A 26,189-nucleotide genomic window follows, 5' to 3' on the forward strand; every position below is an offset into this window, starting at 1 on the left:
CCAGGCCCCGTGACGGCCGGCCTTCCCGTCGTTCGGTTCGATATCTCGAAACTCGTTCCGGCGTATCTTACCGTCAACACGGTCGAGACCCTTCTACGAGGACGCTACGCAGCCGTCACTCGCTACCGATTGCCGGCCGCTCGTCACGCTCTGCCCTGCGTTCGTCACTCGTTCGATATAGCGGAACATTTTAGTCGCCACCAGCCGTCATTTGCAGGTATAATGCAGGATGGTACCAAACGGCAGGTGAAAACGGCAGTCAGGGTGTTCGATATCGTCGACAAAGTTCAGGAGCGCGACGGAGCGCGACTGGTAGACATCGCGGACGCGCTCGACGTTTCGAAGAGCACCGCCCATCAGTACCTCTCGACCCTCGTCGATCTCGGCTACCTCAAGAAGGTCGAGCAGGAGTACACGCTCGGTCACAAGTTCCTCAATCACGGAATTCACGCCCGAAAGCAGTACGAGATCACCGAGGTTTGCCGGCCGACCCTCGAGAACCTGGTCGAGGAGACCCAGGAGATGGCGTGGGTGACCGTCGAGGAGCAGGGAAAGGCCGTCTACCTGGACAAAGTGAAGGGGAAACGCGCCGTCCAGACGCTCGCCCAGGTCGGTACGAGCGCCCATCTCCACTATCTCGCATCGGGACGGGCGATGCTCGCGAGCATGTCCGACGAAGACGTCCGCGAGATCATCGATAGACACGGTCTGCCGGCTCGGACGGAAGAGAGCATCACCGACACCGACGCGTTGTTCGACGAACTCGAGGAGATCCACGACCGCGGCTACGCGATCAACGACGGCGACGCGACGCCCGGCGTCCGCGCGGTCGGTGCCTCGGTGACGGTCAACGGGGACATCTACGGTGCCATCGCCGTTACGGGTCCGGCACACCGGTTAGACGAGCAGACGCTCGAGGAGGAAATCGCCAAACCGGTGTTGAGCGCGACGAACGAGATCGAACTCAAACTGGGGTACCAGATCGAGTAGCGCCCGATCCGCTACTGGCTTCACTGGCCCCTGTGGTGCGATCATCGCGATCGAGTCTCACTTCGTCTATCCGATCGAATACGTTCCGACTACCGTCGAGTACCCGATGACACTCGCGTAGCGGGTCTGCAACGCATCGTAAGCTGCCTGCCCGTTTCGATCGGTACCTTCATACTCCGCGACGTGTTGTGTACAGACGGATGCCAGAGATCATAGATAGCTATTCGCACATCGGTAGTGAGGCCGTCCTCGACGAGTTCGAGAAGGTGAATCCGAGCGTCGAACTATCGAGTCTGCGCAACGCCCCGCGGCTGTTCGCCGTCGACGGTCGGATCGACTACCTCGATCGCTACGGCATCGATCAACAGGTGATCAGTCTCGTCGGGCCGAACATGTGGCTGGGTGCAGATCCGGAGGATTCGTTCGAGGCGGCACGACTCGCCAACGACGAGGTCCGCGACATCGCCGACCAATATCCCGACCGGTTTCTGCCGATCGGCAACATCCCGTTCCTGACGGGTGAGTACGTCGACGAGGCGCGGCGCTGTATCGAGGAGCTCGACTTCCATGGGCTCCAGATCTTCTCGAATATCAACGGCCGGATGCTCGACGACGAGGCGTTCGAGCCGTTCTGGGAGACGGTTGACGACCTCGACGTCCCGGTCTGGATCCACCCGCAGCTCCACGACTGGCACGACTACGACGAGGGGTCGACGTGGATCTACAAGATGATGGGGTGGCCGTTTGACACCAGTATCGCGGTCGCGCGACTGGTGTTCAGCGGGATCATGGACCGCTACGAGAATGTAGAGATTGTCAGCCACCACCTCGGCGGCGCGATTCCGTATTGGATCGGCCGGGTTCGGTCGTGGTATCAGACTCGCCAGGAAGAGCCGGAGCTGTACACCAACCCGGACCTCGCGGACCTCTCCGAACCGCTCGACGCCTACTTCGACCGGATCTACGGCGACACGGCCGTCAGTTCGCAGGGCGAGTCGTATCCGCTCCGGTGTGGCTACGAGTTCTTCGGCAAGGACAACGTGCTCTACGGCGCCGACTACCCCTTCGGTCCCGAGAAGGGCGAGTACTGGACGCAGACGATTCCGCAAGCCATCGAGGACCTCGACATCCCCGAGGAGCACAAGCGGAAAATCTATTCTGAGAACGTCAAGTCGCTGCTCGATCTGTAATGCCATCGAACCGCGCGAGTGCCCTCGGTCGAGCGACGACGCTTGTCGGGACGGACGAGCACGGGTCGCCACTACCAGCGTCGGTCCGCTCGGAGCCGTCGCCGATGCGACGGACGCGTGAACCGACTCGCTCAAGAGACCCGAGCGACGTTCTCGATCGCGATCCGAGGCAGAATAGCGGCGGTCCGTTTGCGGCTCCTTATCCGTCGAGCGCGCCATCGGACGCGTCGCCGTACTCGATGTTGACCGTTTTCAGTTGGGTGTAGTGATCGATCGCCTGCATTCCCTTCTCGCGGCCGAGTCCGCTCTTCTTGTGGCCACCGAAAGGGGTCTGGGGATAGGATCCGGAGTACTGGTTGACCATCACGCTTCCCGCTTCAATCCCGTTCGCGACGCGGTGTGCGCGACCGAGGTCGTTCGTCCATACTGTCGCGTAGAGGCCGAACTCGGTGTCGTTGGCCCGTCGAACCGCTTCCGCCTCGTCGGAGAACTCGTAGAGGTTGATCACCGGTCCGAAGACCTCCTCACGGGAGATAGGCGCGTCGTCGTCGGCGCCTTCGATCACCGTCGGTTCGTAGAAGTAGCCGTCGCGATCCGGTGTTCTGCCGCCCGTGAGAGCGGTCGCGCCGTTCTCGAGGGCCTGCTCAACGTACCGTCGGACCTTCCCGAGACCGGCCTCCGAGACGAGCGGGCCGAGATCGGGGTTCTCGATTCCCGGACCGATCGAGACCGACTCGACGGCTTCGCGGAGGGCATCGCGGAACTCGTCGTACCGGGCTTCGTGGACGAACACCCGTGTCGTCGCGAAGCACACCTGGCCGCTCATGAGCGTGAGCGCCTTCATCGCGCCCTCTACGGCGCCCTCGAGGTTGGCGTCCTCGAAGACGATCGCGGGGCTCTTCCCGCCGAGCTCAAGCGCCGTCGGAACGACGTTGTCGATCGCGGTCTTTCCGACGGTCTGTCCGGTCGAGACCGAGCCGGTGAACGTGATCTCGTCGACCCGGGGGTCATCCGTGAGCGCGGCGCCCGTCGTCACGCCGTCGCCAGGGACCACGTTGAGGACGCCGTCGGGGAGGTCCGCTTCGGTGGCGAGTTCGCCCAGTTTCAGCGGGCCGAGCGGCGCCTCCGGTGCGGGCTTGACGACGGCCGCGTTTCCGGCCGCGAGCGCCGGACCGATCCCACGACAACAGAGTAGGAGCGGTGCGTTCCACGGCACGATCTGTGCGCTCACGCCCAGCGGTTCCTTCCGCGTGAACGCCTGTTGGGTACCTGGAACGGGCACGGTCTCTCCCTCGATCTTCGTCGTTAGCCCCGCGTAGTACTCGATGTAGTCAGCAGCGCTGTCGGCCAGACCCTTCGACTGACCGATCGGCCGACCGTTCTCTCGGGTCACGACCTCGCCAAGTTCCTCGGCGTGGTCCGCGATCGCCTCGGCGAATCGGTACAGGAGTCGGCCGCGATCGGCCGGGTCCATCGCCGCCCATTCGGGCTGGGCACGGTTCGCCGACTCGAGCGCGTCATCGACGCCCTGTTCTCCGCTCTCGGCGACGGTCGCGATCGGCTCCCCCGTCGCCGGGTTCTCGACCCGAAACGAGTCGACGCCGTCGTGGAACTCGCCGTTAACGTATACCCCCCGATACTCGGTTCGCTCGTCCTGCATGCATTGTCACTACATCTCACTCTACAAAGAACCTTCGCATCCGCTGATTTCGGGTCGGTGCGTCGCTCTCCTCTCGACGAGACCGCCGCAGCGTCCGCCCCACTCGAGCAGCGACGCCGCTCTCCGACCGCGTTCACGCGTTCGTGAACCGACACGGCTATCGGATCTAGCCACATGATACCACGGATAAGACTAATAGGTTCCACTACGGATATCGCGTCACGATGAGTCGAACAATCATTGATGGCGAGTGGCACAGCGCCGAGTCCGGCTCCGATATCCGCGAGTACCTCTCCAATCCGGAGTTCCGAGAGAACGAGCGGTCGGGATACACCGCTGGCCCGAACGAGTGGGGTCCGATCCAGTGGGACGGCTGGGACAGGAGCGCCGGCGGACGGAGCTCGATCGAGATTCATCAGCCGGATATCAACGATGCCGAAGACGTCGACACCGTCCGCGAACGGTTGGGCATCGATAGAGTCGTGTTCTCGCCTGGTCAGTTCCGGATGACGACGATCCCCGCGCAGGACAAGCAGGTCCCCTATATGCGGGCGCTGAACGACCTGACCGTCGATCGCTTCGCGAAGGGGGACGGGACGTATTACGCGAAGCTGTTCGTCATGGGCGACCATCCGAAGGAGAGCGCCAAAGAGATCGAGCGTCACGCCGACGAAGACGGGATCGTCGGCGCGATGATCACCGACGTCGGTCCGACGTTCCCGATGGGGCACAAGAGCTACGAGCCCCTCTACGAGGCGGCGGAGAAACACGATATCCCGATCATTCTCCACTCGACGACGGGCATCGTCCCCGGCTTCCCCATCACGGGGATGCAACCGACGAACTTCGCGGAGTTCCACACGCTCGCGCACACGGTACCGAAGATGTGGCACGCGAACAGCCTCGTTCAACGCGGCATCCCCGAACGGTACGACGTCGACATCGGGTTCTGGGAGGGCGGCATCTCGTGGGTACCCGCCCTCGCCGAGCGGCTCGACCGCGAGTACCTCGAACGCTCGAGCGAGTTCGCCGACCTCTCGAAACTACCGAGCGAGTACCTCTCCGAGTTCTACTACGGCACGCAACCGCTGCCCGAGGAGGAGACCGGAATGGTCGACTTCGCCAACCTCATCGAGCGGGCCGACCTGGGGGATCAGGTCGTCTACACCTCCGATCGGCCGCATCAGGACTTCGACGCCCCAGCGGCGATCGACAACATCGAGGGGCTGAGCGAGGAGCAGCGTCGCAAGATCTTCAACGAGAACGCCTTGGCGCTGTTCGATCTATAGAGGTGTACACTACGCACGGTCGACGCGGAGAACGTCGACGCAGAGAACGTCGACGCAGACGTCCGATCCGGCCGGATCCGCGGTGGAGCGGCGGCTCCGGTCTCGTCCCCTTCACCGTGGCGATCTCGATTCCGATACGCGGCCGCCCGTACTATTATACCTCAGATAGTGGTATATATCGGATAATACGAGGAACTAGGCAGAGTCTAGTGAGGACCGTTTGAGAAGTGAGCAGGTCGTAGGGCTAATTTGGATATGTCACTCGCAGATCTGTTCAAGAGTGCTACGCGGCGGAATTTGATGAATCTTTGGAGCGTGAGCGGACGGCGACGTCCGTCAGGGCGTTCGCCGTCCGCCTCCATGCAACCGGTTGTTCTCTCCGGGAGATAACAGCAATTCTCTCGGAATTAGGTGTTGAACGATCTCATGGAGCGATCTGGAACTAGGTACATCGACTGGCTGACAGCGTTCCGGACCCGCCGTCGGCGAAGCCGACGCGGGTCGCGGTTGACGAGACGCTGTCAAAATCAACGGCGAGTGGTCTTGGCTATACGCTGCAATAGACATCGAGACACAGTTGATTCTCGATGTCGCGTTATTTGATCGGCGCGGCACCGATCCAGCAGCTGCGTTTCTCCGCAAATTGACCGAGAAGCACGATCTCTCCAAGACAGCGTTTCTCGTCGATCAGTTCGGGTATCGGACTGCCCTCGCTCGCTTAGGATTGGGCGGTCAGGTCGAATATACTGACCGAAACCTCATCGAAAAGTGGTTTCAGACTCTCAAAATGCGAGTCGACCGCTTCCACAACTCGTGGGTGGGCAGTCGGGCGAGCGCACGCCGGTGGATTGAGCAATTCGTACACTACTACAACCACCAGAGACCGCATCAATCGCTCGACGAAAGAACGCCAGTCGAGGAGGTGCTGAACTAGACAGTGCCGTCAGATGGAGCTGAATACTCGATCGCATCAACTCCCGCGGTGTCCGCCTCTCGTTCCACAAAATCTGACTGAATCTCTGTGCTAGAACCGTTGAGCCCGGTGGATTTTGATATGGGCTCCTAAAATCCCTCCGCCTCATTCCTTCAAACTCTAATCTGAACAGCGCCGCCGCTCACGGTGCTGTTTCGTTAAGCGTGAAAAGTGAGGCGGGACGATTTTGTGGTGCCTATGCCAAAAATCGACTGCCTCAGTGGGTATAGCGACTGGATCGAGTTGAGTTTTGTGGAGCGAGAGCGGACACCGCGTCAGCTGATGGAGCTCGGTATTCGACTCTATCTTGCTTCTGACTCTTTCGAATACTGTTCAAGAGTAATAGAATTTCGGTGTCGAACGCAGTCGCAAGGCAGTCCACGATTGGGTTCACAAGTGCGATCTACAGCCGGTAGTTGACGAGAATCCGAATCACGCCGCGCTCGACGAGACAGTGATTCAGCTTGACGAACACCGCTATTGGCTGTACACTGCTGTTGATCCACAAACGAACAACATCCTCCATATACGGCTATATTCGACGACTACAACCGCGTTGACAGAGCGATTCCTGCAGGAACTCACTGAGAAACATGATCTCGACGATACCGTGTTTCTCGTCGATGGCGCAAAACATCTCCAGACTGCACTCCGTCGATCAGGGCTCCGATTTCGATACGAAAAACATGGAAATCGGAACAGTTCCGAACGTGTCTTCCGAGAGATAAAACGCCATACCTCTTCGTTCTCAAACTGTTTTAGCCACGCGAAACGTCAACAGCCGAATCGTGGCTCCAAGCCTTCGACGTCTGTCACAATGCTACAAACTAAACACGACCCCGCTCACGCTCCCAACATTCATCAAATTCTGTCGCGTAGCTCTCACTGAGCAGGTCTGTGAGCATTAGTCCAGCCAAACTCTACGACCTGCTCACTTCTCAAACTGGCCTAACTAGTGTCACTTCAAGCCTCAACCGGTATGCAGAACAACGACAACGTAGCCACGCTCGGTCGATCATTTCACGGCTGAAGCAACACTAGACACTGCCTCATACACTATAGATCGATATTCGGACACGATCCATCGTTCGCTCTCGACGAACGACTTCGAGACCGCGGGTTGCGGGACAGTCCGCCGTCTACCGCGGGAGCGCGTACGCCAGCAGTTCGACCGGCGTCGGCGGCTTCTCGCGGTCGAGCGACGTGCCGGCGAGCGAGCTGGCGGCGGGGACGGGCTCGATCCGACCGTCGCCGAGCTGGGTCCGACAGGAGGTTCCCGGCGCGGTGACGACGTCGGCGCCGCTGTCCTCGATCTGCTCGAAGAGGATGTCGCCGATCGACCGGCTCAGCGAGTAGTGCTCCGCCTCGTAGCCGAAGGTACCGGCCATGCCACAACAGCCCGAGTCGAGCGGCTCGACCTCGTAGCCCGCCCGCCGGAGGACGCCGACGGTGTGGTGGTCCTTCTTTTCGGCCTTCTGGTGACAGTGACCGTGATAGGCCAACGACTCGGGGGGCGACGCCCACTCGACGTTCTCGTCGAGTCGGAACGCGTCGAGGTACTCGCAGACGCCGTAGGCGTTCGCCGCGAGCGTCTCGACCGCCTGGCCCGAACACAGATCGAGGGCGTCGGACTGGAACATGACGGCGTCGGACGGCTCCGCGAGGACGATGTCCCAGCCGTCGCGGATACGGGGCTCGAGTTGGGAGACGTTCGTCTCCACGGCGTCGCGCGCCTTGTCGACGAACCCCTTCGAGAGGGCCGGCCGGCCGCTGTCGGTCCGGTCGGCCACGTCGACGTGGACGCCGGCGGCCTCCAAGACGCGCACCGCGGCCTTGCCGACCTCCGGATGGCTGTAGTTCGTGTCGGTGTCCGCGAAGAGGACGGCCGTCCGCTCGGCCTTGGCTTGGGAGACGCGCGCGCCGCCGCGGGCCTCGAACCAGTCCTGCAGCGTCTCGCGCCGGAACGCCGGCAGCGACCGTTCGCTCGCGATGCCGACCGTCTTCTCGGCGATGGTCCCCGAACCCGGCAGCGAGTCCACGAGGTTCGAGACGGGCGCCAGCGCGCTTCCGAGAGCGGCGAGCGTATCGAAATTCGCGAACAGTTTGTCCCGGAGGCTCGCGCCGTGTTTCTGGTGGCGTTCGTGCATGACCTCGGTCTTGAGCTTCGCGACGTCGACACCGCTCGGGCAGTCCCGCTTGCAGCCCTTACAGCCGATACAGAGGTCGAGCACCTCCTCGGCGAACTCGTCGTCGGTCGGGTCGTCCGGCAGGTCGCCGCTCATCGCCTGGCGGAGGAGGTTGGCCCGGCCGCGAGTGGCGGTGATCTCCTCGTCGGCGGCCCGGTAGGTCGGGCACATGACGCCGCCGGTGGTCTCCTGGGAGCCCCGACAGCCGCCGCAGCCGTGACAGAGCTCGACCATGCCCTGCATGCCGTTCTCGTTGTCCCAGTTCAGCGACGGCTCGAGCCCGGCGTCGTACTCGTAGTCGTCGTCGTACCGGAGGTGCTCGGTCATGTCGTGGTCGCCGCAGACGTTGCCCGGGTTGAGCAGCCAGTCGGGGTCGAAGGCGGTCTTCAGGTCGCGGAACGCCTGCCAGAGGTCGTCACCGTAGAGCTTGCGGTTCCACTGGGTACGCGCGTGGCCGTCACCGTGCTCGCCGGAGACCGAGCCGCCGAACTCGACGACCATGTCGGTCACCTCGTCGGCGATGGCGACCATGTCTTCGCGGTCGTCGGCGGCCTTCGTGTCGACGAGCGGGCGGACGTGGAGGACGCCTGGCCCGGCGTGGGCGTAGAACGCGGCGTCGGCGTCGCGATCCGTCTCGGTGAGCAGCGCTTGGAAGCGTTCGACGAACTCGGGGAGGTGTTCGGGCGGGATCGCACAGTCCTCGATGAAGCTGATGTGCTTCTCGTCGGAGGTCCGCGAGAGCAGGATCGGGAGGCCGGCCTTCCGGAGGGTCCAGAACGTGTTGCGTTCGTCCGCCTCGTGAGCTTCGAGTCCGGCGAACGCGATGGTCTCGTCGACGGTCGGCCGCTCGGCGGGCGGTTCGGCCTCGGTGTCGGTCCCCGGCACCCGGTCCGCGAGGAGCCCGGCGGTCTGCTCGCGGCCGTGGTCGTCGTCCTCGGCATAGAACTCGACGAGCAGCCCCGCCTGCGCCTCGTCGGGGACCAGCGACGCTGCCGCCTCGAACTCGGTCGTCTCGCGGGCTAAGCCGAGGAGGACGTCGTCGATGAGTTCGACCGCCGCGGGGTCGTGCTCGAGGACGTGCTGGACGTCGGTGACGGCGTCGAGGACGCTCTCGTAGAACAGCAAAGAGACGGCCTTCGTCTCCGGGACGGGTTCGAGCGACACCTCGGCCTCGGTGACGACGGCGAGGGTCCCCTCGCTGCCCGCGAGCAGGCGCGCGAGGTTGACTGTCCCGGACTCGGCCTCCTCGACGAGCACGTCCAGATTGTACCCCGAGACGTTGCGCTTGAGATCGGGAAAGCGGTCTCGGACCTCGTCGGCCTCCTCGTCGATGATCCGGACGACTTCCGCGTACACCCGCTCGAGGATCGAGCCGTCGGGGTCCGCTTGTTCGCGGAGCTCGTCGACGGGCGTCTCGCCGAGCGTGGCGACCGTCCCGTCGGCCAGCACGACTTCGCACTCCTCGACGTAGGCGTCGGTCTTGCCGTAGACCAGCGAGTGGGCGCCCGTCGAGTTGTTGCCGATCGCGCCGCCGATCGCGCTGCGGTTCCCGGCGGCCGGGTCGGGCGCGAACTTCAGATCGTACGGCGCGAGCGCCTCGTTGAGGTCCCCGAGGACCGCGCCGGCCTGGACGCGCGCCTGGCGGGCGTCGGCGTCGATCGACACGATCCCGTCCATGTGACGGGTGAAGTCGAGCACGACGGCCTCGTTGACCGCCTGGCCGGCCAGGCTGGTGCCGCCGCCCCGCGGGAGGACGGGAATCTCTCGCTGTGTGCAATAGGTGACGGTCGCGGCGACGTCGGCGGTCGACGTCGGGAAGACGACGCCGATCGGCGTCACCTCGTAGGCGCTGGCGTCGGTCGCGTACAGCTGGCGCGTGTAGGTGTCGAACCGCACGTCGCCGTCGATCCGCCCGCGGAGGTCGTCCACGAGCGCAGGCTGTGTGACGTCGTCCGAGACGAAGTCGTACGGCGCCCGCTCGTCGGCGACGTCGGCTCCGCTGTCGTCCCCTGCGTCGAATACGGTGTTAGAGCTCGCAGTCATCCTCTACTGAACACTTCGAATGGTTCGTCACACGTTTCACAACGATAAAGCGTTCGACAACGCGCCGGTCCCGGTCCGATCCGCCGGTGCGGTCGCGGCCAATTCGCGGATCGGACGGTGCGTGATGTAAACAGCTATATGCCTGGGAGGTGCTACCTTTCGCCGATACGAGCAGCGTTCGATGTCAACGGGTGGGCGACCGGTCCGCACGAACGGTCGCCCTGACGTCGAACCGCGCCGTCGATACGTCGACAACCTATGAAAACGATACTCCTGTGCGCCGACACGAACGTAGACCAGGTATCGGACCAGGTCGAATCGATCACGAATCTGCCGTTCGACCGGGATCGAACGCGGATCCTCGTCTATCACGTCTTTCGCGCCGACGACGGCGGGGTGGCCGCCGCGAACCTCAAGTCCGTCCAACACGCCACGGACGCGCTCGAGGCGGACGGGTTCGAGGTCGAGGTCGTGCAGTCGAGCGGTGACGCCGTTCGGAACATCATCGAGACGGCCGACGACGTCGACGCCGACGCGATCAGCATCGCCGGTCGGAAGCGGTCGCCGACCGGGAAGGCGCTGTTCGGCAGCGTCGCACAGCGAGTTACCCTCCGCTCGGAGCGGCCGGTGTTGTTCGCCACCGCGAACGAGTAAGTAGCGCCAGCGCGTCTTTGCGGTCTCGATCCCTCGTTAACGGCTTCGAAAGCGCGGTTCTCGTTCTCCTCGACTGGAAACCGTCTCGGTCGGCTACCGAGTTCCGACGGGGAAGAGATCGAACCGCGACGAAGACCGGTCAGTTCCTCACAGAAGCCCGGCGATCCGCGCGGCGTGGATCAGGCCCGCGGTGATCGGGATGAGGAGGACGGTCCGCAGCACGAACAGCACGAAGAGGTCCCGGAACCGGATCGGGATATCGTCGAACATGTCCACCATCATCGGGGCCGACGCGGCGAAGAAGATCGCCTGGGAGCTCACCACGATCACGACGAACACCTTCGTGAGCAGATCGGAGCCGACGGCGAACGTCGCGCCGATGAACATCTCCGCGCCCCCGAGGATCAACCCCGTCGCGGCCGTCTGCGGGTCGGGGATGCCGAACGCCGACAGCACGGGCACGAGCGGCGTCGAGAGCACCGCGAAGAGCGATGTGTACTCGTTGAGGAGCATGGCGCTCATCGCGATCGTGAGGATCGTCCCGACCATCATCGCGGTCAGCTTCATCCCGTCGATGAGGCCGATGACCGCGGACCGCGGGATCGACTCGCCTTTCTCGGCCGTCCTGACGGCCTCGTTGAACGCGAACCGGATGTAGTCGCCGACCGACCCGCTGAACTCGGGTTCCGGATCGGGCTCGGCGACGTACTCGTCGGGCACGGTCGACAGCGGCGGCATGCGAACGAGGATGACCGCGGTGACGAGGACGCTGAGCAGGTACAGGAAGACGACGATCGGAAAGACGTGCAGGATGTCGAGCACGGCCGCGATCGCGCCGACCGTCCCCAGATTCCCGGTCGCGAAGCAGGTGCAGATGACGAAGACGTCCCGCTTGTTGTAGCCGCCGCGGTCGAAGACGTTCCGCGTGAGGTAGTAGCCGATGCTGAACGAGCCGAGCCACGACGCCGCGCTGTCGAGGGCCGCGCGGCCGGGCAGGTTAAACAGCGGCCGCATCACCGGCTGCGAGAGCGTGCCGACGAACTGGAGTCCGCCAAGTTCGGCGAGTAAGTTGACGAACACGGCGCCGATCGGGATCACGAGCGCGATCGTCAGCAGGAGCGCGCCCCAGACGATCCCGGACGTGCCGTCGTTGAACAACCACGCCGGGCCGGTTCCGAGGAGGATCGGAATCGCGAGGAGGATTCCGACTACGCGGAATGCCCAGAAGATGCTTGAGGTCTGCCAGTAGTCCAACTCCAATCGCTCGACCGTTGCCCGATCGAAGGTCACGATCTCCCGGTAATGGAGCATCGAGAGCGTCGTCAGCACGCCGCCAGCGACGATCAACGCGAACGTGAACAGTTCGACGAACGTCGGGAACGATTCCTGTATCTGGCTGACGACGACGTCGAGGGGGATCGTCGTCTGTCCGTTCCACTCGATCGGAAACAGGAAGAAGAACGAACCGATGCCGAACGCGAGGATGAATTTTAGCAACGGCCTCGGCCGTTTATCGATCAACGTAACGTCGTCGATCGTTTTGGCTTCCGGCTCAGTGCTTTCCCCTGACATGTGATCGTCATTCTCCCACGCGGTTCTCCCGAACATGGTCCGACCTCATTTTCCATTAACAATAAAAATACCGGTCATACAGGGCTATTGTTTACCAGTAAACACTAGAGCGGCGGCTGAATCAGAAATTGTAGTCTCACAAGCCGGTTCAAGCCGACGCGTCGCCGACGGCCCGTGCTGCAGCGACTGAACGCCAATGACCGCGTTCAAGCGTTCGCTCCGAAGCGTCGATACCGCTCGCATTGTCTCGTTCTCGGAAACCAGCGTTCGAGCATTCGGATTACAGCCTACGACCCTAATTCGAAATAGATGATATTGGTCTGCCTATAGAGTTTTCTTATTATTTTGTAATATGGGTCCGATATACGATCAATCGATCCCTGATAGAAGATCACGTTGAACATACGACCAGATTTTACGCACGTACATTTGTAATGCGTTGTGAAGGGGACGCACCCGGTACCCACCGATACCCTCGTTCTCCGATCGGCGGCTGACCCAGGCTAAAATTGCGTTCGTTCGCTCGCGCGCTCTACTGTACGTGCTCAAACAGCAATCGACCACGGTAAACGACGAGACCGAAATGACCACAACAATTATCACGGATTACTGCAACTACACGTATCATGAGCGGTGATACGACGGAGTCTCCCGTACTGATAGCTGGTGCCGGACCGGTCGGAATGTCCGCAGCGCTCGCGCTGAACGCGCGAGGGATCGACGCGACGATCCTCGAGGCCGACCCGGAAGACCGAGATCGATCCGGGAGCCGCGCTATCTACGTCCACGGCTCGACGCTCCGGACGCTCGAACGAATCCACCCGGGACTGGGCACCGATCTGGTCGACGAAGGGCTCGTCTGGCCGACCCGACGGACCCTCTTCCGCGGGACGGAAGTGTTCAGCCGAACCTACGACTCGCCAGGCGGCACCGGTGACATCCCCCACTTTACTAGCGTCCCGCAGGTCGTGACCGAGGCGTACATGCACGACGCGTTAGCCGAGGCCGGGATCGACATCCACTGGGAGGCCGAAGTGGAGACCGTCGAATCCGATACCGACGGCGTCCGCGTGGAGACAGCCGACGGTCGCGAGTGGGACGGTGAGTTCCTGATCGGGGCCGACGGCGGGGGCTCGACCGTCCGCAAGGAGATCGGTGCGAACTTCGAAGGCGATCAGTCCGAAAATTCCTACATCATCGCCGACGTCGAAGAGGTCGAGGACGACCCGCGGGAGCTCGAGCGGGTGTTCCACTACGACGCGCCGGCGGCCGGCGGACGGAACGTGTTGCTCGTCCCGTTTACCGGCGGCTGGCGGCTCGACATTCAGTGTTTCCTCGACGACGACCCCGACGAACTCAGCAGCGACGAGCGGATGCGCGAGTTCGTCCGCGACATCATGGGCGAGCGCTACGCGGACAACCTCGAGTGGACCTCGACCTACCAGTTCCTCCAGGTCATGGCCGACACCTTCATCGACGAGCACCGCCGCGTGCTGTTGGCCGGCGAGGCGGCGCACCTGCTGGCGCCGTTCGGGGCCCGCGGGATGAACTCCGGGGTCGCCGACGCCGACGAGGCCGCCTCGGCCATCGCGGCCGCGATCGACGCCACGACCGACGCCGTCGTCCGCGACGAAGTCGAACTCTACGCGGCGCGCCGCGAACGGGCCGCGGAGTTCAACCTCGACGCGGCCGGCCAGGCGCTCCGCCATCTCCGGGGCGACGATCCGGTGACGGTCCTGCGCAAGGAGGCCGCCGCCTCGCTGGCGGACCACTTCGAGGTCGCGGGCGAGTGGCTCGACGACGCGCCGTACGGCCCCCACGGCTCCCCGCCGATCGTCTCGACGGGTAACTACTGACCGCCTGGCCGAGTCACACCGCCGAACGACGCAGCCCGCTCTTCTTTCGCACGCGATCGACGGTTACCGACGGGGCTGTCGGGAAGCGTGACTGGGGCTTCGACTGGAAGCAACCGAAAAGGACCGACGAATCGAGCGTCCCGAGCGCAGTTTTCAGGCCAGGTCCAGTCGCTTGGCCACCCAGTGGTCGCGAGCGGCCAGCACGAACGCCTGCTCGTCGTCGAAGGCGGTCGCGTCGGCGACGAACTCGTCCCACTCGCCGTGGGGAACCGTCTCGAGTTCGTCGGCGGAACCGGCGTCGCTCGGACTCGCCGCGACCAGTTCGTCGAACGACTCGAACGCGGTGTGTTCGCGGACGAACGCCGCGTCGAACAGATCGGTGACGTCGATCTCCGCGTCGAAGTCGTACACCTCGTCCGGATCGGGAAGGTCGTCACGGTGCGCTGCAGCCGTCTCGAGATCCGTTTCGAACGCCATACTCGCATTCGGTAACGAATCCATGTAAATCCATCCCATCCGGCGACGGCGACGAACTGACGCGGGCGGAGCGGGTCTTGTGAGTCCAGCGGCTTTGCCGATCGAAACGGCGTCCTCGACCGTCCGCCACACGACCGATCGATGCCTCAGTCAGCGGTCCGTTCGACGCTGGCGTCGAATACCTGTTCCGACGGGAAGACGCCGCGACACTCCTCGCAGACCATCTGTCCCTGGATCGCGTACTCCCAGAGCTTCCCGCCGCAGTCCAGACAATCGAAGTGTGCTCGGACGAACGGGTCCTGATCGACGTACGGGTTGTCGAACTCGGCCATACGGGAATTCTATGGGCGACAATCTATAAGAGTATTCCCCCGTTCGACACGTCCTCGGCGGTCCGACGGCGTCGACATCGCCGACGAACTCACTCGTCGATCGCGGCCTCGGCGTAGAAGTTCATCGACTCCAAGATCGGGCGGTCGGTGATGCCGAGGAGGATCGCCTCGCCGTCGGGGTCGTGGTGGTGGGGTTCGTCCGGCGGCACGACGAAGATGTCCCGCTCGCCCCACGCCAGCGCCTCGTCGCCGACGTGGGTCGCGCCCTCGCCCTCGATGACGAAGTAGACCTCCGTCGAGTTGTGGAAGTGCGTCTCCGTCGGGCCGTCGTTCAGCAGTTGCGCCCGGAAGGACATGGTCGGGACCACCGGCGGCTCCCCGGTAGCCGGATTGACGTATTCGAGGCTGTAGCCGTCGTAGGGGTCGGGGTCGTCGTTGTCGGCGCGCTGGCGGAGCGCCTCCAGCATCTCGTCCCAGCCGAAGCGGTACGGCGGCGTCGGCTCCTTGTTGCCCTCGAACGGACCGGGGATGGAGCCGTCTTTTTCCTCGTTCGCGGGGCGGCCGCGCCCGTACTGGGAGTCCCAGTATCCCTGGGTCTTCGTGACCGGCTGGCGCTCGAGTTCGTGGTTCTCGAAGACGTGCGTGTTGTTCAGCGTGTCGAGGAACAGCGGCAGATCGAGGATGTCGAGCCAGGCGGCCGTCTCGTCGGAGTCGTTGACGTGGTCGTGCCACTCCCACTGGGGCGTCGTGATGAGGTCGTTGTCGCGCATCGGGAACTCCTCGCCGGCGACGACCGTCTTCATGTCCTCGGTGCCGTCGATGGTGAACCGAAGGGCGCTGGAGGCGTGGCGATGGGCGGGCGCGGTCTCCCCTGGCGAGACCGTCTGGACGCCGACGTAGATCGTGTTCGAGATCGCGTGTGCGGCGTTGATCGGGACCGCAACGCGGCGCTGGAAGCCCGGCGGCAGATCGGCGATCGGGACGTCCTCCTCGATCCCGTCGATGGCGGCCTGAATGTCCTCCCACTTCCAGATGTCCGCTTCGAGGTCGTCGAGGAGATTTCCCATGTCATCTTCCACTTCCCAGAGCGGGCGGAGGTCATTCGTCTCGAGGATGCTCCGCGTGTCGGAACTCAGCTCTAGGAGTTCCTCTGGCTCTTGTTCTGCCATATTCGTATGTTTGGTGAACGATACCATAAGTGTGTTGGAGGCCCGTTCGTCGCTCGGGAGGCGATCAGAGACGGCCGCAGACGACCGGTCGCCCCCTCGCGTCCGTCCGAGAACGTAATGATCGTTCGGAATGGTTAGTGAGCGAGAAAGGATGATTTATGTGGGCGTGTCGCAGTGTGTCTACCATGCGATTCGTCCGATTCAATGACGAGAGACTCGGCCTGCTGACTGACGACGGCGACGGCATCGTCGACGTCACCGATCGCCTTGGGCTCGAGACGACCGATCCGCTCCGGGAGTACGCGAACCGCGATCTCGACGCGAGCGAATACGCGGACGCCGAGGCCGACTACGACCGCGAGGAGGTCCGCATCGAATCGCCCGTTCGCCGCCCCGGGAAGGTCATCGCGGCGCCGCTGAACTACGAGAACCACGTCGAGGAGGCCCTGGCAGACAAGGACATCGTCACCCAGGAGTGGTTCACCATCGAGGACAAGGGCTACTTCCTCAAGGCCCCCTCGAGCGTCGCCGGCCCCGAGGACGGGATCGAGTTGCCGTTTACCGACCGCCGCGTCGACCACGAGATCGAACTCGCGTTCATTATGGGCGAGGACGTCAAAGACATCGACAGCGACGACGTCTGGGACGCCGTCCTCGGCTACACGATCCTGCTCGACGTCTCGGTCCGGGGCGATCAGGACCGCTCGAACCGCAAGTCCTACGACACCTTCACGATCGTCGGCCCCTGCGTCGCGACCCCCGACGAGGTCGGCGACCCCCACGACCTGGAGATGGAACTCCAGCTCAACGGCGAGACCCGCCAGCAGGAGAACACGGGCGAGATGATCTACAGCTGCGCCGATATCGTCGAGTACGCCTCGATCGGTGCGACGATCGAAGCCGGCGACGTCGTCACCACCGGGACGCCGGAGGGCGTCAGCGCGATCACCGGCGGCGACACCATCGAGGCCGAGATCGAGAACGTCGGCTCGATGACCGTCGACGTGACCGAGCGCGACCTCGCGTTCGAGGACGTCGACGTCGAGAAGAGCCAACTGGACGAGTAGACGCCGAAGCCCGTATCCTCCAGACGGACGGGACTGCCGGTTCGGATCCGACCACCGGTTCACGCGTCACGCTTCGCGTTCGGCCACCCGTCGTCGACGAGCGACCAGGCGGGCGACGATTCCGTCTCGCTGTCTACCGTTGTACTCGGCCCCGTCGGTCAGCGGGCGCACTCGCGAACCGTCCCAGCGACAGCTACTCGTACTCCTCGTCCACCCCGTCGAGCGTGATGAGCGCGTCGAGCGCCACCGCCCGCTCCGACAGCGCGAGCAGGGGGTTGATCTCGATCTCGCGGATCGCCTCGCGCTCGGCCAGTAGGTCGCCGACGGCGACGATCGTCTCGGCAACCGCCGTCCGGTCGACCGCGGGGCTGCCGCGGTAGCCGTCGAACAGCGGCGACGCCTCCAGTTCGCGGGTCATTTCGAGCGCCTCGGCGGTCGAAATGGGAGCGATCCGGTGGCTCGTATCCTGCAGCACCTCGACGGCGATCCCGCCGAGACCGACGAGGACGGTGGGTCCGAACGAGGGATCCCGCGTGCCGCCGACGATAACCTCCAGACCGGCGTCGACGTCGACTCCCGATTCGACGAGCACCGCTGCATCGAGCTCTCGGTCGTCGGCCGCGTCGAAAATTTCCGTCGCGGCCGACCGGACCGCGTCGGCGTCCGCGAGGTTCACGTGCACGCCGGCGCCGCCGGCCCACTCACTCTTGTGCTGGACCGACGGCGCGGCGACCTTCGCGACGACCGGGTAGCCGATCCGCTCGGCCGCGTCGACCGCCGCGTCGGGCGAGTCGACCGTCTCGCCCGCCGGAGTCGGAAGTCCCGCCTCGGCGATCATCCGTTTCGCTTCGGGCTCAGTTAGCGCGGCTCGGCCGTCCGCCAGCGCGGTTTCGAGCGGATCAGTCATCCGCGCTCACCTCCTCGCCGGTCCTCGCCGCGTCGGGCGCCTGGTTCCGTCGCGCGTACTGCACGAGCGCGGCGACGGCGTCGGCCCCGCGTTCGGGCGTCCGGTAGGTCGGGATCCCGAGCGACTCGAGTTTCGGGAGTTCCTCGGCCAATGCCGCGTCGGGACCGCCGGTGGCGAAGACGATCGGTTTGTCGACGTCCGCGACGAGTCCCTCGAGCGCGTCGGTCGGGTAGCCGATCCCGCCCTCGTACAGCTCGTAGACGAGAACGATATCGACGTTCTCGTCGCGCGCGACGGCGGCGACGACGTCGCCGAACTCGGGCATCGGCCGGCCGGTGTCGACCGGGTTCGCCGAGAAGGTGATCCCCGGGAGGATCTCCTCGATGACGGCCTGGGTCTCCTCGGACAGCGACGGCAGCGTCGCCCCGGCGGCCTTCAGGCGGTCCGTGATGGCGATGCCCGGCCCGGCCTGTGCGGTCACGACGCCGACGTTCGGTCCGTTCGGGCGCGGGCAGGTCGCCAGCGCGGTCCCCGCGTCGAGCAGTTCGGCGGTCGAGCGGACCGTCGGCACGCCGTACTGGGCGAAGCCGGCCTCGTACAATTCGTACTCGCCGGTCAGCGCGCCCGTGTGGGACTTGGCGAAGTCGCCGACGTCCTGCTCGCCGACGTTGTAGGCGAGAATCGGCGTCTCCGCCGCTTTGCATGTCTTTAACAGCCCGCGGGCGTCGTCCGATCCCTCGACGTGCAACAGGATCGCGTCGGTCCGCTCGTCCTCGTCGAAGTACTCGATGGCCTCCCGAAAGCCGACGTTCGCTCGATTGCCGAGCCCCACCATCGCGGAGACGCCGATCCCCCGGTTTTCGGCCTGAAACGCGAGGGCGTAGGCGAGCCCGCCGCTCTGGGCGACGATCGCCAGGCTCCCCGCGGGAATCGTCTCGACGTCCGTCGCGAACGTCGCGTACAGGTCGTCGGCGGGTACTAGGAAGCCGCTCGTATTCGGCCCGAGGAGGGCGACGCCGCCCTCGCTCGCGGCCTCGACCAGGCGCTCCTGTAACGCCCGTCCGTCCTCGCCCGCTTCGGCGAAGCCGCCGGCGAAGATGACGGCGCCCTCGATCCCCGCGTCGCCACACTCCTCGATGACGTCCGGGACGACCGGCGCCGGCACGCACAGCAGCGCGAGATCAACGTCGCCGTCGATGTCGGTCACCGAAGCGACGAACTCCCGGTCGAACACCGTCCCCGATGCGGACGGGTTGACCGGATAGACCGGCCCGTCGAATTCGATCGCGTTTCGCATCGCCTCGTACCCCATCTTCCCCGGCGTGTCGGACGCGCCGACGACGGCGATCCCGCTGGGGTCGAATAGTTTCGTTACGGCCATAGCAACGGTGTTGTGCAACGGCGTGATAACGTTTTCCCCGGGAGATAGTCGCACGAACGGGTGACGCGCCGCTTCTCGACCGGTAGCGCGGTGCAGACGGACGGAGCGACCTGAACCGTATCCCGGTTCCGACGCCGAACGGACGGCGTCTCACTCGTCGAAGAACTCGGCGGAGACGCTCTCGCGCCGGATCGTTCCGGTATCAGTCCGTGGGAGCGGTTCGGTCGTCACTTCGTACTCGCGCGGGCGCTTGAAGTTCGCGAGTTCCTCGTGGTCCTTGCAGAACCGGTCGAGGCCGTCGACGTCGAGATCGTCCGATTCGCAGGCGATCACGCAGGCGACGCGGTGTCCCCACTGTTCGTCCTCGACGCCGACGACGACGGCCTCCTCGACCGATTCGTGGGTCTCGACCACTTCCTCGACCTCCTCGGGGTAAACGTTCTCGCCGCCGCTAACGATCATGTTGTCGACTCGACCCACGATGTACAGGTAGCCGTCCTCGTCGACCTGGGCGCAGTCGCCCGTCCGGAGCCAGCCGTCGACCAGGAGTCGCTCGGTCTCCTCGGGCCGGTCCATGTAGCCGTCGCACATCCCCGGATTTCGCACGAGGAGCTCGCCGGTTTCGCCCGGCTCGACGGTCGCCGTCGGATCGGGATCCTCGTCGGGTTCGGCGGCCTCGACGACCCGCACCTCGCACGTGAACGATTCCTTTCCGATCGTTCCCGGGTGATCGTCCTGAGCCGACGGATGCGCGAACGACACGTTCGGCCCGCCTTCCGTCAGGCCGTAGGTGTTGTACACGCCTTCGGTCAAGTGGTCGGCGGCCTTTTCGACAAGTCCCTCCGTGACGATCGACCCGCCCGTACGGATGTACGAGAGGGTATCGATGTCGTACCCCTCGGCCGCCTGCGTATCGGCTAACGCGTGTAGCTGCGTCGGGACCGCGAGCATCCCCGTCACGTCGTGTTCCTCGATGAGCCGCAGCGACTCGTCCGGGTCGAAATCGGACTGGACGACCATCGTCGCCCCGGCCTGAATGTGCGGGAGGATCCAGGCGTCGCAGGTGACCATGTGATACCACGGCGTCGTCACCAGCGCCACGTCGGTCTCCTCGATCCCCATCTCCATGACCACCTGCGCGCTGCCGTACCACAGCTGTTCCTGATCGAACAGCACGCCCTTCGGCGTGCTCGTCGTTCCGCTCGTGTAGAAGACCCCGTGTTCGTACTCCGGATGCGGCTCGACCGGCTCGGTCGACGCGTCCGACAGCAGGACGTCGTAGGAGACGACGCCCTCGCGATCGATCGACTTCTCGCCCGCGTGGATCGCCGTCTCGATATCCGTCCGGTCGAGCACCGACAGCGCCTTCTCCGCGTTCGCATCGTCGAAGAGGAGGATCTCCGCCTCCGTCGGCTCGAGCATCGACGCGAGCGCACCCGGACTATCGCGAAACGGGAGCTGGACGTTCCCCACCCCCCGCTTCTGGCTCGCGATCATCGCTTCGATCGGGGCCACCCCGTTGACCGCGAGCGTCGCCAGGCGCCGGCCCGGCGCGCGCTCGGTCAGCGCGTTGGCCAACCGGGTCGTCCGATCGTCCAGTTCCCCGTAGGTCAGCGACCGCCCGTCGTCGGTGACGATCGCCGTCGTCGACGAGTGGCACCGGACCGTTCTTTCGAACGCGTCAATGAGTTTCATGGGTACGTCCGTCATCCGCCTACATGTGAGAGGCGTTACCGAACATATTAATGATTATGGTGCGGGAATTCGCCGACGGACGTCGTCACCGCCCCGCTCTTTTTCGCGGCTCGGTCGGGACACCCGATCTGACTGCCGAACGGGTCCTTAGCCGTACACCAGGCGGAGCTCGATGTCGTCGACCGCTTCGAGCAGTCGCTCGGACAGATCGGCCTCGATCCGGTCTTCCGTGACGCGGTTCGCGGCGCCGGCGATCGTCACGGCAGCGACCGGGCGGCCGTCGGTGATGATCGGCGCTGCGATCGCGTGGAGGCCGCGCAGGTCCTCCTGAAAGTTCACCGCGTACCCGCGGTCCCTGGTCGCCTCGAGCTCGTCGAACAGCGCGTCGCGGTCGGTGATCGTGTTCTCGGTCTGGGCCGGGAGCCCGTGGCGGTCGATGACGGCTTCTACCTCGCTCTCGGAGAGGTGCGACAGGATCGCCTTCCCGGCCGAGTTCGCGTGCAGGTAGACCCACGTCCCGATCGTCGTGTCGAACGTGAACGATTCGTTGGACGGGACGCCGTAGACGAACATCCCCATCCCGTTCTCGTGGACGATGAGCCAGGCCGCCTCGTTCGTCTCGGTCGCTAACCGATCGATCCGTTCCTTGGCGGCGTGATAGACCTCGTACCCGTTCCGGACGTGGATCCCGGCGTTGAAAAACTGGAGACCGAGCCGGTACTCGCCCTCGTCCTTGACGGCGTACCTGTTTCGTTCGAGCGCCACCAGGTGTTTGTGGACCGTGCTTTTGGCGAGATCGAGCCGATCGGCGAGTTCGGTCACGCCCGCACCGTCGGTTCGCTTGAGGCATTCGATGATAGCGAATAGCGTCTCGTCCGATTTGATAGAACGTCCATCGCTTGCCCGATTTTCCATAGTGCGTCTATAATTCGGTCCCCATATAAGTGATTTCCAAGGCATCTAGCAGGTTCCCCCGAGAAACAAACGCCGATCGTTCGTTCACAAGAAACGAAAAAATTGGGTCGGAAGCAAGGCGATTAATTACAACCATATGGATGTAAACCTCCAGCATCGGCCGCTGAGCCGCTTTACCATATACAATTGTTATGGAGTCTGGTGACAAGGTTATGGCTGTAAAGAAATGGCCGAACGGGAGAGTGGGACGCTATCACGCTGTTTCCTGATATCGAACGGAATGTAATTATTAACACTACAGTGCGAGTACGGCGACGAACGGCGGTGGATCGACGGCACGCGTCGAGCGGGGTGACCATAATTTATAATACAGGGAGGTGTGATACCATTTGTGTAATGGTGTCAGAATCGGTAACACAGGTAGTGGAGTTTACCATCGACGGGATCACGCAGGGTCTCGTCCTGGCTCTGCTCGGGTTGGGGATCACGATCGTCTTCGGGCTCGGGGGCGTTCTCAACCTGGCGATCGGAGTGTTCTCGGCTATCGCCGTCATCGTCGCGATCGAACTCCTCGGCATCACGTCCAGCCTCCCCCTCTCGATCCTCCTCTCCGTGCTCATCGTCACGGGTATCGGGTTGGCGATCGACAAGTCGCTGCTCTCGTTCGTGTACCGGTCCGAGGGGGAAGAGCGCATCCTGCTTGGAATCTTCGTCACGCTCGGCCTGGCCACGCTTCTCGACGGGTTGCTCGTCATCTACTATCCGTCGTCGTATTCGCTGTCGGTCGGCGTCCCGTCGACGACGATCCTCGGCGCGCACGTCCGCGGCTCGTCGCTCGCGATCATCGCGATCACGCTGGCGATCTTTGCGGTGCTGTATTACTTCTTCAGTCGAACGTACCTCGGCGGGGCGACGAGGACGGTGATGCAAGACGAGACCGGCGCGGTACTCTGCGGGATTAGCCCGCGGAAGATGCGGACCTTCGTGTTCGCGCTGAGCGCCGCGATCGCGGCGATCGCGGGCATCCTCTACAGTTTCACGCAAGAGGTCGGCGCGGCGGAGGGATTCGAACTGACGATCCTGGCACTGATCGTCTCCATCGTCGGGGGCGTGACGAGCATCGTCGGGGCGGTCGCCGCGGGGTTAGTCCTCGGGCTCGTCGTCACGTTTACGAGCGCGTACGTCGGCGCGTACGTCGCCGAAATCGCACTGTTCGCGGCCGCAGTCGTCGCACTCCTGCTCCAGCCCGAGCAGGTCGCATAACGGACAAGACAATGAGCCAATCATCACTCACGCGCGTCACTGGGGCGAATCGAGAGCGACTGAAACTACCGGTCATCGTGGGACTGCTCGCGCTGATTCCGCCGGCCGTCTTCCGCGAAGGCGCGACCTACGTGTCCCGCCTGATCATCCTCGCGTTGATCTTCGCGACGCTCGCGATGGCCCTCAACATCGTCTTCGGACACACCGACCAGTTGTTCCTGTTCGTCGGGGCACTGACCGGGATCGGGGCGTACACGACTGCCCTCTCGGCTGACGCGTTCGGCATCTCGCCGTGGGTCACGCTGTTCCTCGGAGCGCTCCTCACCGGCGCGATCGGCGCCCTGGTCTGTTACGTCGCGGCCAGGCTCCGGTTTACCGTCATCCTGATCGCCATTCTCACCCTGGCCCTGCAGTTCGCGGTCATCGAGTTCTTCGTCGGGGCCCGCGACATCACCGGCGGCAGTACCGGCTTCATCTTCTCCGGACTCGAACTCGAGTCGATTCAGGAGAGCGTCGGGCTCCACGAGCACGTCGTCCTCTACTACCTCGTGCTCGGGGTGCTGGCCGCGACGTTCGCGTTCTACGAATGGATGCGGGGTTCGAAGTACGGCCTGGCGTTCGACGCCATCCGACAGGACGAGGTCGCCGCCGAATCGATCGGCGTCGACGTGGTCCGGTACAAGTCCGTCGCTGGGTTCGTCAGCGCTTTCATCATCGGCCTCGTCGGGCCGCTGTACGCGCAGCTAGAGGGGTTCGTCATCCCCGGCCTGTTCGAGTTTCAGGTGATCGACGTCCTCGTACTGATCATCCTCATTGTCGGCGGGATGCGGACGCTGCTGGGGCCGCTCGTCGGGGCCGCGATCATCATCTACATCAACGAGGGGTTGGCGGCTGCCGGCCAGTGGCGCACGGTGATCTTCGGTGGGCTCCTGATCTGCCTGTTCCTCTACTTCCGGCAGGGCGTCGTCCCGTTCGCGGACCGCGTGCTGAACGAGCGGTTCGCCGTCCGCGATCGAGTCACCGATTTCCGGGAGAGTTGAGGCGGGATACGCCTTCCGCCGCGTTGTAGACGGTGACCGTCCGTGCTCACTCGGCCGGGGGCCGCCGAACGCCGTTCGATTCCGACTAGCGATTCTCGAGGAGAACGGGGGCGTCGCTGGTGGTGCGTTCGTAAGGGACACCGGAAAACGGAGCCGAGCGTCAGAAAGCGATGGGGGGGTCCGTCGGTCACCACTCCTCGGGATCGATGGCCGACAGCGTGTCCGTTCGGTAGGCCTCGTGGAGATCGAAGTCGCCGTCCGGATAGTACTCGGGCGCTTCGAGTTCGAAACCGCTCCAGATCAGGGAGTAGTCCTGCAGTTCTCCCCACTCCGTGTATTGGATCGGTTCGGCGTAGATCGTGTCGTACTCGAGCTGTCGGGTTCCCGCCGCGATATCCGCCGCATCGTCCGACTCCTCCTGTCGGATCGCTTCCGCGATCAGGTGGACGGTGACGTAGCCGGCCGCCTGCGTCGGCCCGAAGTAGCCACCCGTCTCCTCGTAGAACCGATCGGCGATCTCCCGGTACTCGTCGGAGTAGACGTCCGGGAGGTGACCGAACGTGAACCCGTTGGCGACGTCGTCGCCGATCCCATTGTAGTTCGTCTCGGGCGGATCGACGGCACCGGTCATCAGGTCGGGCTCGAGTCCGACCTCCAGCATCTGACTGAACATATCGTTCAGCCCGGGCGGATGACCCGATCCGACCAGCACCTCGAGATCGCCCGGCATATCACGGAGGTACGGCGAGAAATTGCTCTCGCCGGCGGGTGCCCTGCGCATCGTGAGGTCGATACCGTCAGGGAACGTCCGCTCGATGGCCGCTTCCGCTGCTTCCCCCCACGCGTAGTCCGCGTTGATGGCGCCGACCGTCTCGTAACCGTTCCCCTCGATGATGTCGGCGACGGCCTGAATGAACGCCGGTGCGGGCGGAAGCGCCGTCCGGAACGTGTATCGCGAGTCCCGGGAGAGAATCTCGATGTCGCCCGCGGTGTGTAGGTACAGCGGTACCTCCAACTCCTCGGCGTTTTCCGAGGTCAGCACGCCCACGTCGCTCGAGACCGGCCCGAGGGCAGCGACGGCGCCCTCGCGTTCGACCAGGCGATTGAGAATCGTCGCCGCCTCGCTGGGCTCGGAGCCGGTGTCCTCGGCAACGTGTTCGAGTTCCTTGTCGAGCAGGCCGCCGTCGTCGTTGATCTCCTGCATCGCGAACTCAACCCCTGCCGTGTGTGCATCCCCGTAGAGGGCGAACGGCCCGGAATAGGGCTGTAGTCCGGCGATCGTGATCGTGTCCTCGTCGCCGCCGCCACCCATGCACCCGGCAGTCAAGCCGACGCCGACGCCGGCGCCGGTCGACTTGAGAAACGTTCGCCGCCGTATTCGGTCTACTCCCTTCGCTGGCATTTGAACCACGGTACCAAATCACACCTTGATGACTTCAATCTTTTCGTGGCCGCGACCTTCGAGACCCGGTTCGGCAGAGCGAACGACGAGGGAGAGAGGAGGCGGCGAAGCGACGATCCGCTCGCGGA

20 protein-coding genes and 2 pseudogenes are annotated in these 26,189 nt (G+C 64.0%); 10 read left to right on the forward strand and 12 right to left on the reverse strand.

Going from position 1 to position 26,189, the window contains the following annotated elements:
* The first annotated feature begins 222 nt into the window (after window positions 1–222).
* A complete protein-coding gene (locus tag BMY29_RS00385) occupies window positions 223–990 on the forward strand; it encodes an IclR family transcriptional regulator (RefSeq protein ID WP_074854590.1) in 768 nt (255 codons plus the stop codon).
* 200 nt (window positions 991–1,190) lie between these two features.
* Entirely contained in the window at window positions 1,191–2,180 is a 990-nt protein-coding gene (locus tag BMY29_RS00390) for an amidohydrolase family protein (protein WP_049990255.1), read from the forward strand.
* 199 nt (window positions 2,181–2,379) lie between these two features.
* Here BMY29_RS00390 and BMY29_RS00395 read toward each other — a convergent pair whose 3' ends face one another.
* Window positions 2,380–3,840 carry an aldehyde dehydrogenase family protein gene (locus BMY29_RS00395; protein ID WP_049990254.1) on the reverse strand — a complete coding sequence of 487 codons (1,461 nt, stop codon included), beginning with the start codon at window positions 3,838–3,840 and terminating at the stop codon, window positions 2,380–2,382.
* 224 nt (window positions 3,841–4,064) lie between these two features.
* Between BMY29_RS00395 and BMY29_RS00400 the strand changes: the two genes are divergently transcribed.
* From BMY29_RS00400 to BMY29_RS00410, 3 genes and pseudogenes are all read left to right on the forward strand, one after another.
* Window positions 4,065–5,129: an amidohydrolase family protein gene (locus BMY29_RS00400; RefSeq protein WP_081985461.1), complete on the forward strand. Its 1,065-nt coding sequence runs from the start codon at window positions 4,065–4,067 to the stop codon at window positions 5,127–5,129.
* A 255-nt stretch (window positions 5,130–5,384) separates the two neighbouring features.
* A pseudogene (locus tag BMY29_RS00405) lies at window positions 5,385–6,063 on the forward strand (IS6 family transposase).
* Between the two features lie 237 nt (window positions 6,064–6,300).
* Window positions 6,301–6,933 (forward strand): annotated as a pseudogene (locus BMY29_RS00410) (IS6 family transposase).
* Window positions 6,934–7,241: 308 nt separating this feature from the next.
* Here BMY29_RS00410 and BMY29_RS00415 read toward each other — a convergent pair.
* Both BMY29_RS00415 and BMY29_RS21770 read right to left on the reverse strand, forming a co-directional pair.
* Window positions 7,242–10,331 (reverse strand): FAD-binding and (Fe-S)-binding domain-containing protein, encoded by a 3,090-nt coding sequence (locus tag BMY29_RS00415; protein ID WP_049990253.1) that lies wholly within the window; start codon window positions 10,329–10,331, stop codon window positions 7,242–7,244.
* Window positions 10,328–10,465, reverse strand: a complete 138-nt coding sequence (locus BMY29_RS21770; protein ID WP_449289540.1) for a PaaD-like zinc ribbon domain-containing protein — start codon at window positions 10,463–10,465, stop codon at window positions 10,328–10,330. The genes BMY29_RS00415 and BMY29_RS21770 overlap by 4 nt, the downstream gene beginning before the upstream one ends.
* Before the next feature lie 124 nt (window positions 10,466–10,589).
* Here BMY29_RS21770 and BMY29_RS00420 point away from each other — a divergent pair, with 124 nt between their 5' ends.
* Window positions 10,590–10,985, forward strand: a complete 396-nt coding sequence (locus BMY29_RS00420; RefSeq protein ID WP_049990252.1) for a universal stress protein — start codon at window positions 10,590–10,592, stop codon at window positions 10,983–10,985.
* A gap of 147 nt (window positions 10,986–11,132) precedes the next feature.
* Here BMY29_RS00420 and BMY29_RS00425 read toward each other — a convergent pair whose 3' ends face one another.
* Window positions 11,133–12,593, reverse strand: a complete 1,461-nt coding sequence (locus BMY29_RS00425) for a YjiH family protein (RefSeq protein WP_049990251.1) — start codon at window positions 12,591–12,593, stop codon at window positions 11,133–11,135.
* A 590-nt stretch (window positions 12,594–13,183) separates the two neighbouring features.
* Here BMY29_RS00425 and BMY29_RS00430 point away from each other — a divergent pair.
* Window positions 13,184–14,413: an FAD-dependent monooxygenase gene (locus BMY29_RS00430; protein WP_074854591.1), complete on the forward strand. Its 1,230-nt coding sequence runs from the start codon at window positions 13,184–13,186 to the stop codon at window positions 14,411–14,413.
* Window positions 14,414–14,566: 153 nt separating this feature from the next.
* Here BMY29_RS00430 and BMY29_RS00435 read toward each other — a convergent pair whose 3' ends face one another.
* From BMY29_RS00435 to BMY29_RS00445, 3 genes are all read right to left on the reverse strand, one after another.
* Window positions 14,567–14,890, reverse strand: a complete 324-nt coding sequence (locus BMY29_RS00435; protein ID WP_049990249.1) for a hypothetical protein — start codon at window positions 14,888–14,890, stop codon at window positions 14,567–14,569.
* Window positions 14,891–15,036: 146 nt separating this feature from the next.
* Window positions 15,037–15,222, reverse strand: a complete 186-nt coding sequence (locus BMY29_RS00440) for a hypothetical protein (protein ID WP_049990248.1) — start codon at window positions 15,220–15,222, stop codon at window positions 15,037–15,039.
* Window positions 15,223–15,311: 89 nt separating this feature from the next.
* Window positions 15,312–16,391: a cupin domain-containing protein gene (locus BMY29_RS00445; RefSeq protein WP_049990247.1), complete on the reverse strand. Its 1,080-nt coding sequence runs from the start codon at window positions 16,389–16,391 to the stop codon at window positions 15,312–15,314.
* 185 nt (window positions 16,392–16,576) lie between these two features.
* Between BMY29_RS00445 and BMY29_RS00450 the strand changes: the two genes are divergently transcribed.
* Entirely contained in the window at window positions 16,577–17,458 is an 882-nt protein-coding gene (locus BMY29_RS00450) for a fumarylacetoacetate hydrolase family protein (RefSeq protein WP_049990246.1), read from the forward strand.
* 193 nt (window positions 17,459–17,651) lie between these two features.
* Here the strand turns inward: BMY29_RS00450 and BMY29_RS00455 are convergent, their stop codons facing one another.
* The 4 genes from BMY29_RS00455 to BMY29_RS00470 form a co-directional block, all read right to left on the reverse strand.
* Complete coding sequence (locus BMY29_RS00455; RefSeq protein WP_049990245.1) at window positions 17,652–18,365, reverse strand: acetate--CoA ligase family protein; 714 nt, start codon at window positions 18,363–18,365, stop codon at window positions 17,652–17,654.
* A complete protein-coding gene (locus tag BMY29_RS00460; protein WP_049990244.1) occupies window positions 18,358–19,746 on the reverse strand; it encodes an acetate--CoA ligase family protein in 1,389 nt (462 codons plus the stop codon). Before BMY29_RS00460 ends, BMY29_RS00455 begins: the two co-directional genes overlap by 8 nt.
* A gap of 150 nt (window positions 19,747–19,896) precedes the next feature.
* Window positions 19,897–21,441 (reverse strand): class I adenylate-forming enzyme family protein, encoded by a 1,545-nt coding sequence (locus BMY29_RS00465; RefSeq protein ID WP_049990243.1) that lies wholly within the window; start codon window positions 21,439–21,441, stop codon window positions 19,897–19,899.
* 147 nt (window positions 21,442–21,588) lie between these two features.
* Complete coding sequence (locus tag BMY29_RS00470) at window positions 21,589–22,356, reverse strand: IclR family transcriptional regulator (RefSeq protein WP_049990242.1); 768 nt, start codon at window positions 22,354–22,356, stop codon at window positions 21,589–21,591.
* Window positions 22,357–22,752: 396 nt separating this feature from the next.
* On the opposite strand from BMY29_RS00470, the gene BMY29_RS00475 reads away from it, so the two are divergent.
* Complete coding sequence (locus BMY29_RS00475; RefSeq protein WP_241471283.1) at window positions 22,753–23,619, forward strand: branched-chain amino acid ABC transporter permease; 867 nt, start codon at window positions 22,753–22,755, stop codon at window positions 23,617–23,619.
* A gap of 11 nt (window positions 23,620–23,630) precedes the next feature.
* Window positions 23,631–24,659 carry a branched-chain amino acid ABC transporter permease gene (locus BMY29_RS00480; protein ID WP_049990240.1) on the forward strand — a complete coding sequence of 343 codons (1,029 nt, stop codon included), beginning with the start codon at window positions 23,631–23,633 and terminating at the stop codon, window positions 24,657–24,659.
* Between the two features lie 187 nt (window positions 24,660–24,846).
* Here BMY29_RS00480 and BMY29_RS00485 read toward each other — a convergent pair whose 3' ends face one another.
* Window positions 24,847–26,061 (reverse strand): ABC transporter substrate-binding protein, encoded by a 1,215-nt coding sequence (locus tag BMY29_RS00485; protein ID WP_049990239.1) that lies wholly within the window; start codon window positions 26,059–26,061, stop codon window positions 24,847–24,849.
* Window positions 26,062–26,189 lie beyond the last annotated feature (128 nt).

Source organism: Natrinema salifodinae (assembly GCF_900110455.1).
GTDB lineage: Archaea > Halobacteriota > Halobacteria > Halobacteriales > Natrialbaceae > Natrinema > Natrinema salifodinae.

What these genes read in the sequence shown, in the direction of transcription:
- BMY29_RS00455 (WP_049990245.1), bottom strand. Translation starts at nt 18,365, where the DNA reads ATGACTGATCCGCTCGAAACCGCGCTGGCGGACGGCCGAGCCGCGCTA.
- BMY29_RS00395 (WP_049990254.1), bottom strand. Translation starts at nt 3,840, where the DNA reads ATGCAGGACGAGCGAACCGAGTATCGGGGGGTATACGTTAACGGCGAG.
- BMY29_RS00460 (WP_049990244.1), bottom strand. Translation starts at nt 19,746, where the DNA reads ATGGCCGTAACGAAACTATTCGACCCCAGCGGGATCGCCGTCGTCGGC.
- BMY29_RS00425 (WP_049990251.1), bottom strand. Translation starts at nt 12,593, where the DNA reads ATGTTCGGGAGAACCGCGTGGGAGAATGACGATCACATGTCAGGGGAA.
- BMY29_RS00420 (WP_049990252.1), top strand. Translation starts at nt 10,590, where the DNA reads ATGAAAACGATACTCCTGTGCGCCGACACGAACGTAGACCAGGTATCG.
- BMY29_RS00440 (WP_049990248.1), bottom strand. Translation starts at nt 15,222, where the DNA reads ATGGCCGAGTTCGACAACCCGTACGTCGATCAGGACCCGTTCGTCCGA.
- BMY29_RS00435 (WP_049990249.1), bottom strand. Translation starts at nt 14,890, where the DNA reads ATGGCGTTCGAAACGGATCTCGAGACGGCTGCAGCGCACCGTGACGAC.
- BMY29_RS00475 (WP_241471283.1), top strand. Translation starts at nt 22,753, where the DNA reads ATGGTGTCAGAATCGGTAACACAGGTAGTGGAGTTTACCATCGACGGG.
- BMY29_RS00445 (WP_049990247.1), bottom strand. Translation starts at nt 16,391, where the DNA reads ATGGCAGAACAAGAGCCAGAGGAACTCCTAGAGCTGAGTTCCGACACG.
- BMY29_RS00485 (WP_049990239.1), bottom strand. Translation starts at nt 26,061, where the DNA reads ATGCCAGCGAAGGGAGTAGACCGAATACGGCGGCGAACGTTTCTCAAG.
- BMY29_RS00450 (WP_049990246.1), top strand. Translation starts at nt 16,577, where the DNA reads ATGCGATTCGTCCGATTCAATGACGAGAGACTCGGCCTGCTGACTGAC.
- BMY29_RS00415 (WP_049990253.1), bottom strand. Translation starts at nt 10,331, where the DNA reads ATGACTGCGAGCTCTAACACCGTATTCGACGCAGGGGACGACAGCGGA.
- BMY29_RS00470 (WP_049990242.1), bottom strand. Translation starts at nt 22,356, where the DNA reads ATGGAAAATCGGGCAAGCGATGGACGTTCTATCAAATCGGACGAGACG.
- BMY29_RS00390 (WP_049990255.1), top strand. Translation starts at nt 1,191, where the DNA reads ATGCCAGAGATCATAGATAGCTATTCGCACATCGGTAGTGAGGCCGTC.
- BMY29_RS00385 (WP_074854590.1), top strand. Translation starts at nt 223, where the DNA reads ATGCAGGATGGTACCAAACGGCAGGTGAAAACGGCAGTCAGGGTGTTC.
- BMY29_RS00430 (WP_074854591.1), top strand. Translation starts at nt 13,184, where the DNA reads ATGAGCGGTGATACGACGGAGTCTCCCGTACTGATAGCTGGTGCCGGA.
- BMY29_RS00465 (WP_049990243.1), bottom strand. Translation starts at nt 21,441, where the DNA reads ATGAAACTCATTGACGCGTTCGAAAGAACGGTCCGGTGCCACTCGTCG.
- BMY29_RS00400 (WP_081985461.1), top strand. Translation starts at nt 4,065, where the DNA reads ATGAGTCGAACAATCATTGATGGCGAGTGGCACAGCGCCGAGTCCGGC.
- BMY29_RS00480 (WP_049990240.1), top strand. Translation starts at nt 23,631, where the DNA reads ATGAGCCAATCATCACTCACGCGCGTCACTGGGGCGAATCGAGAGCGA.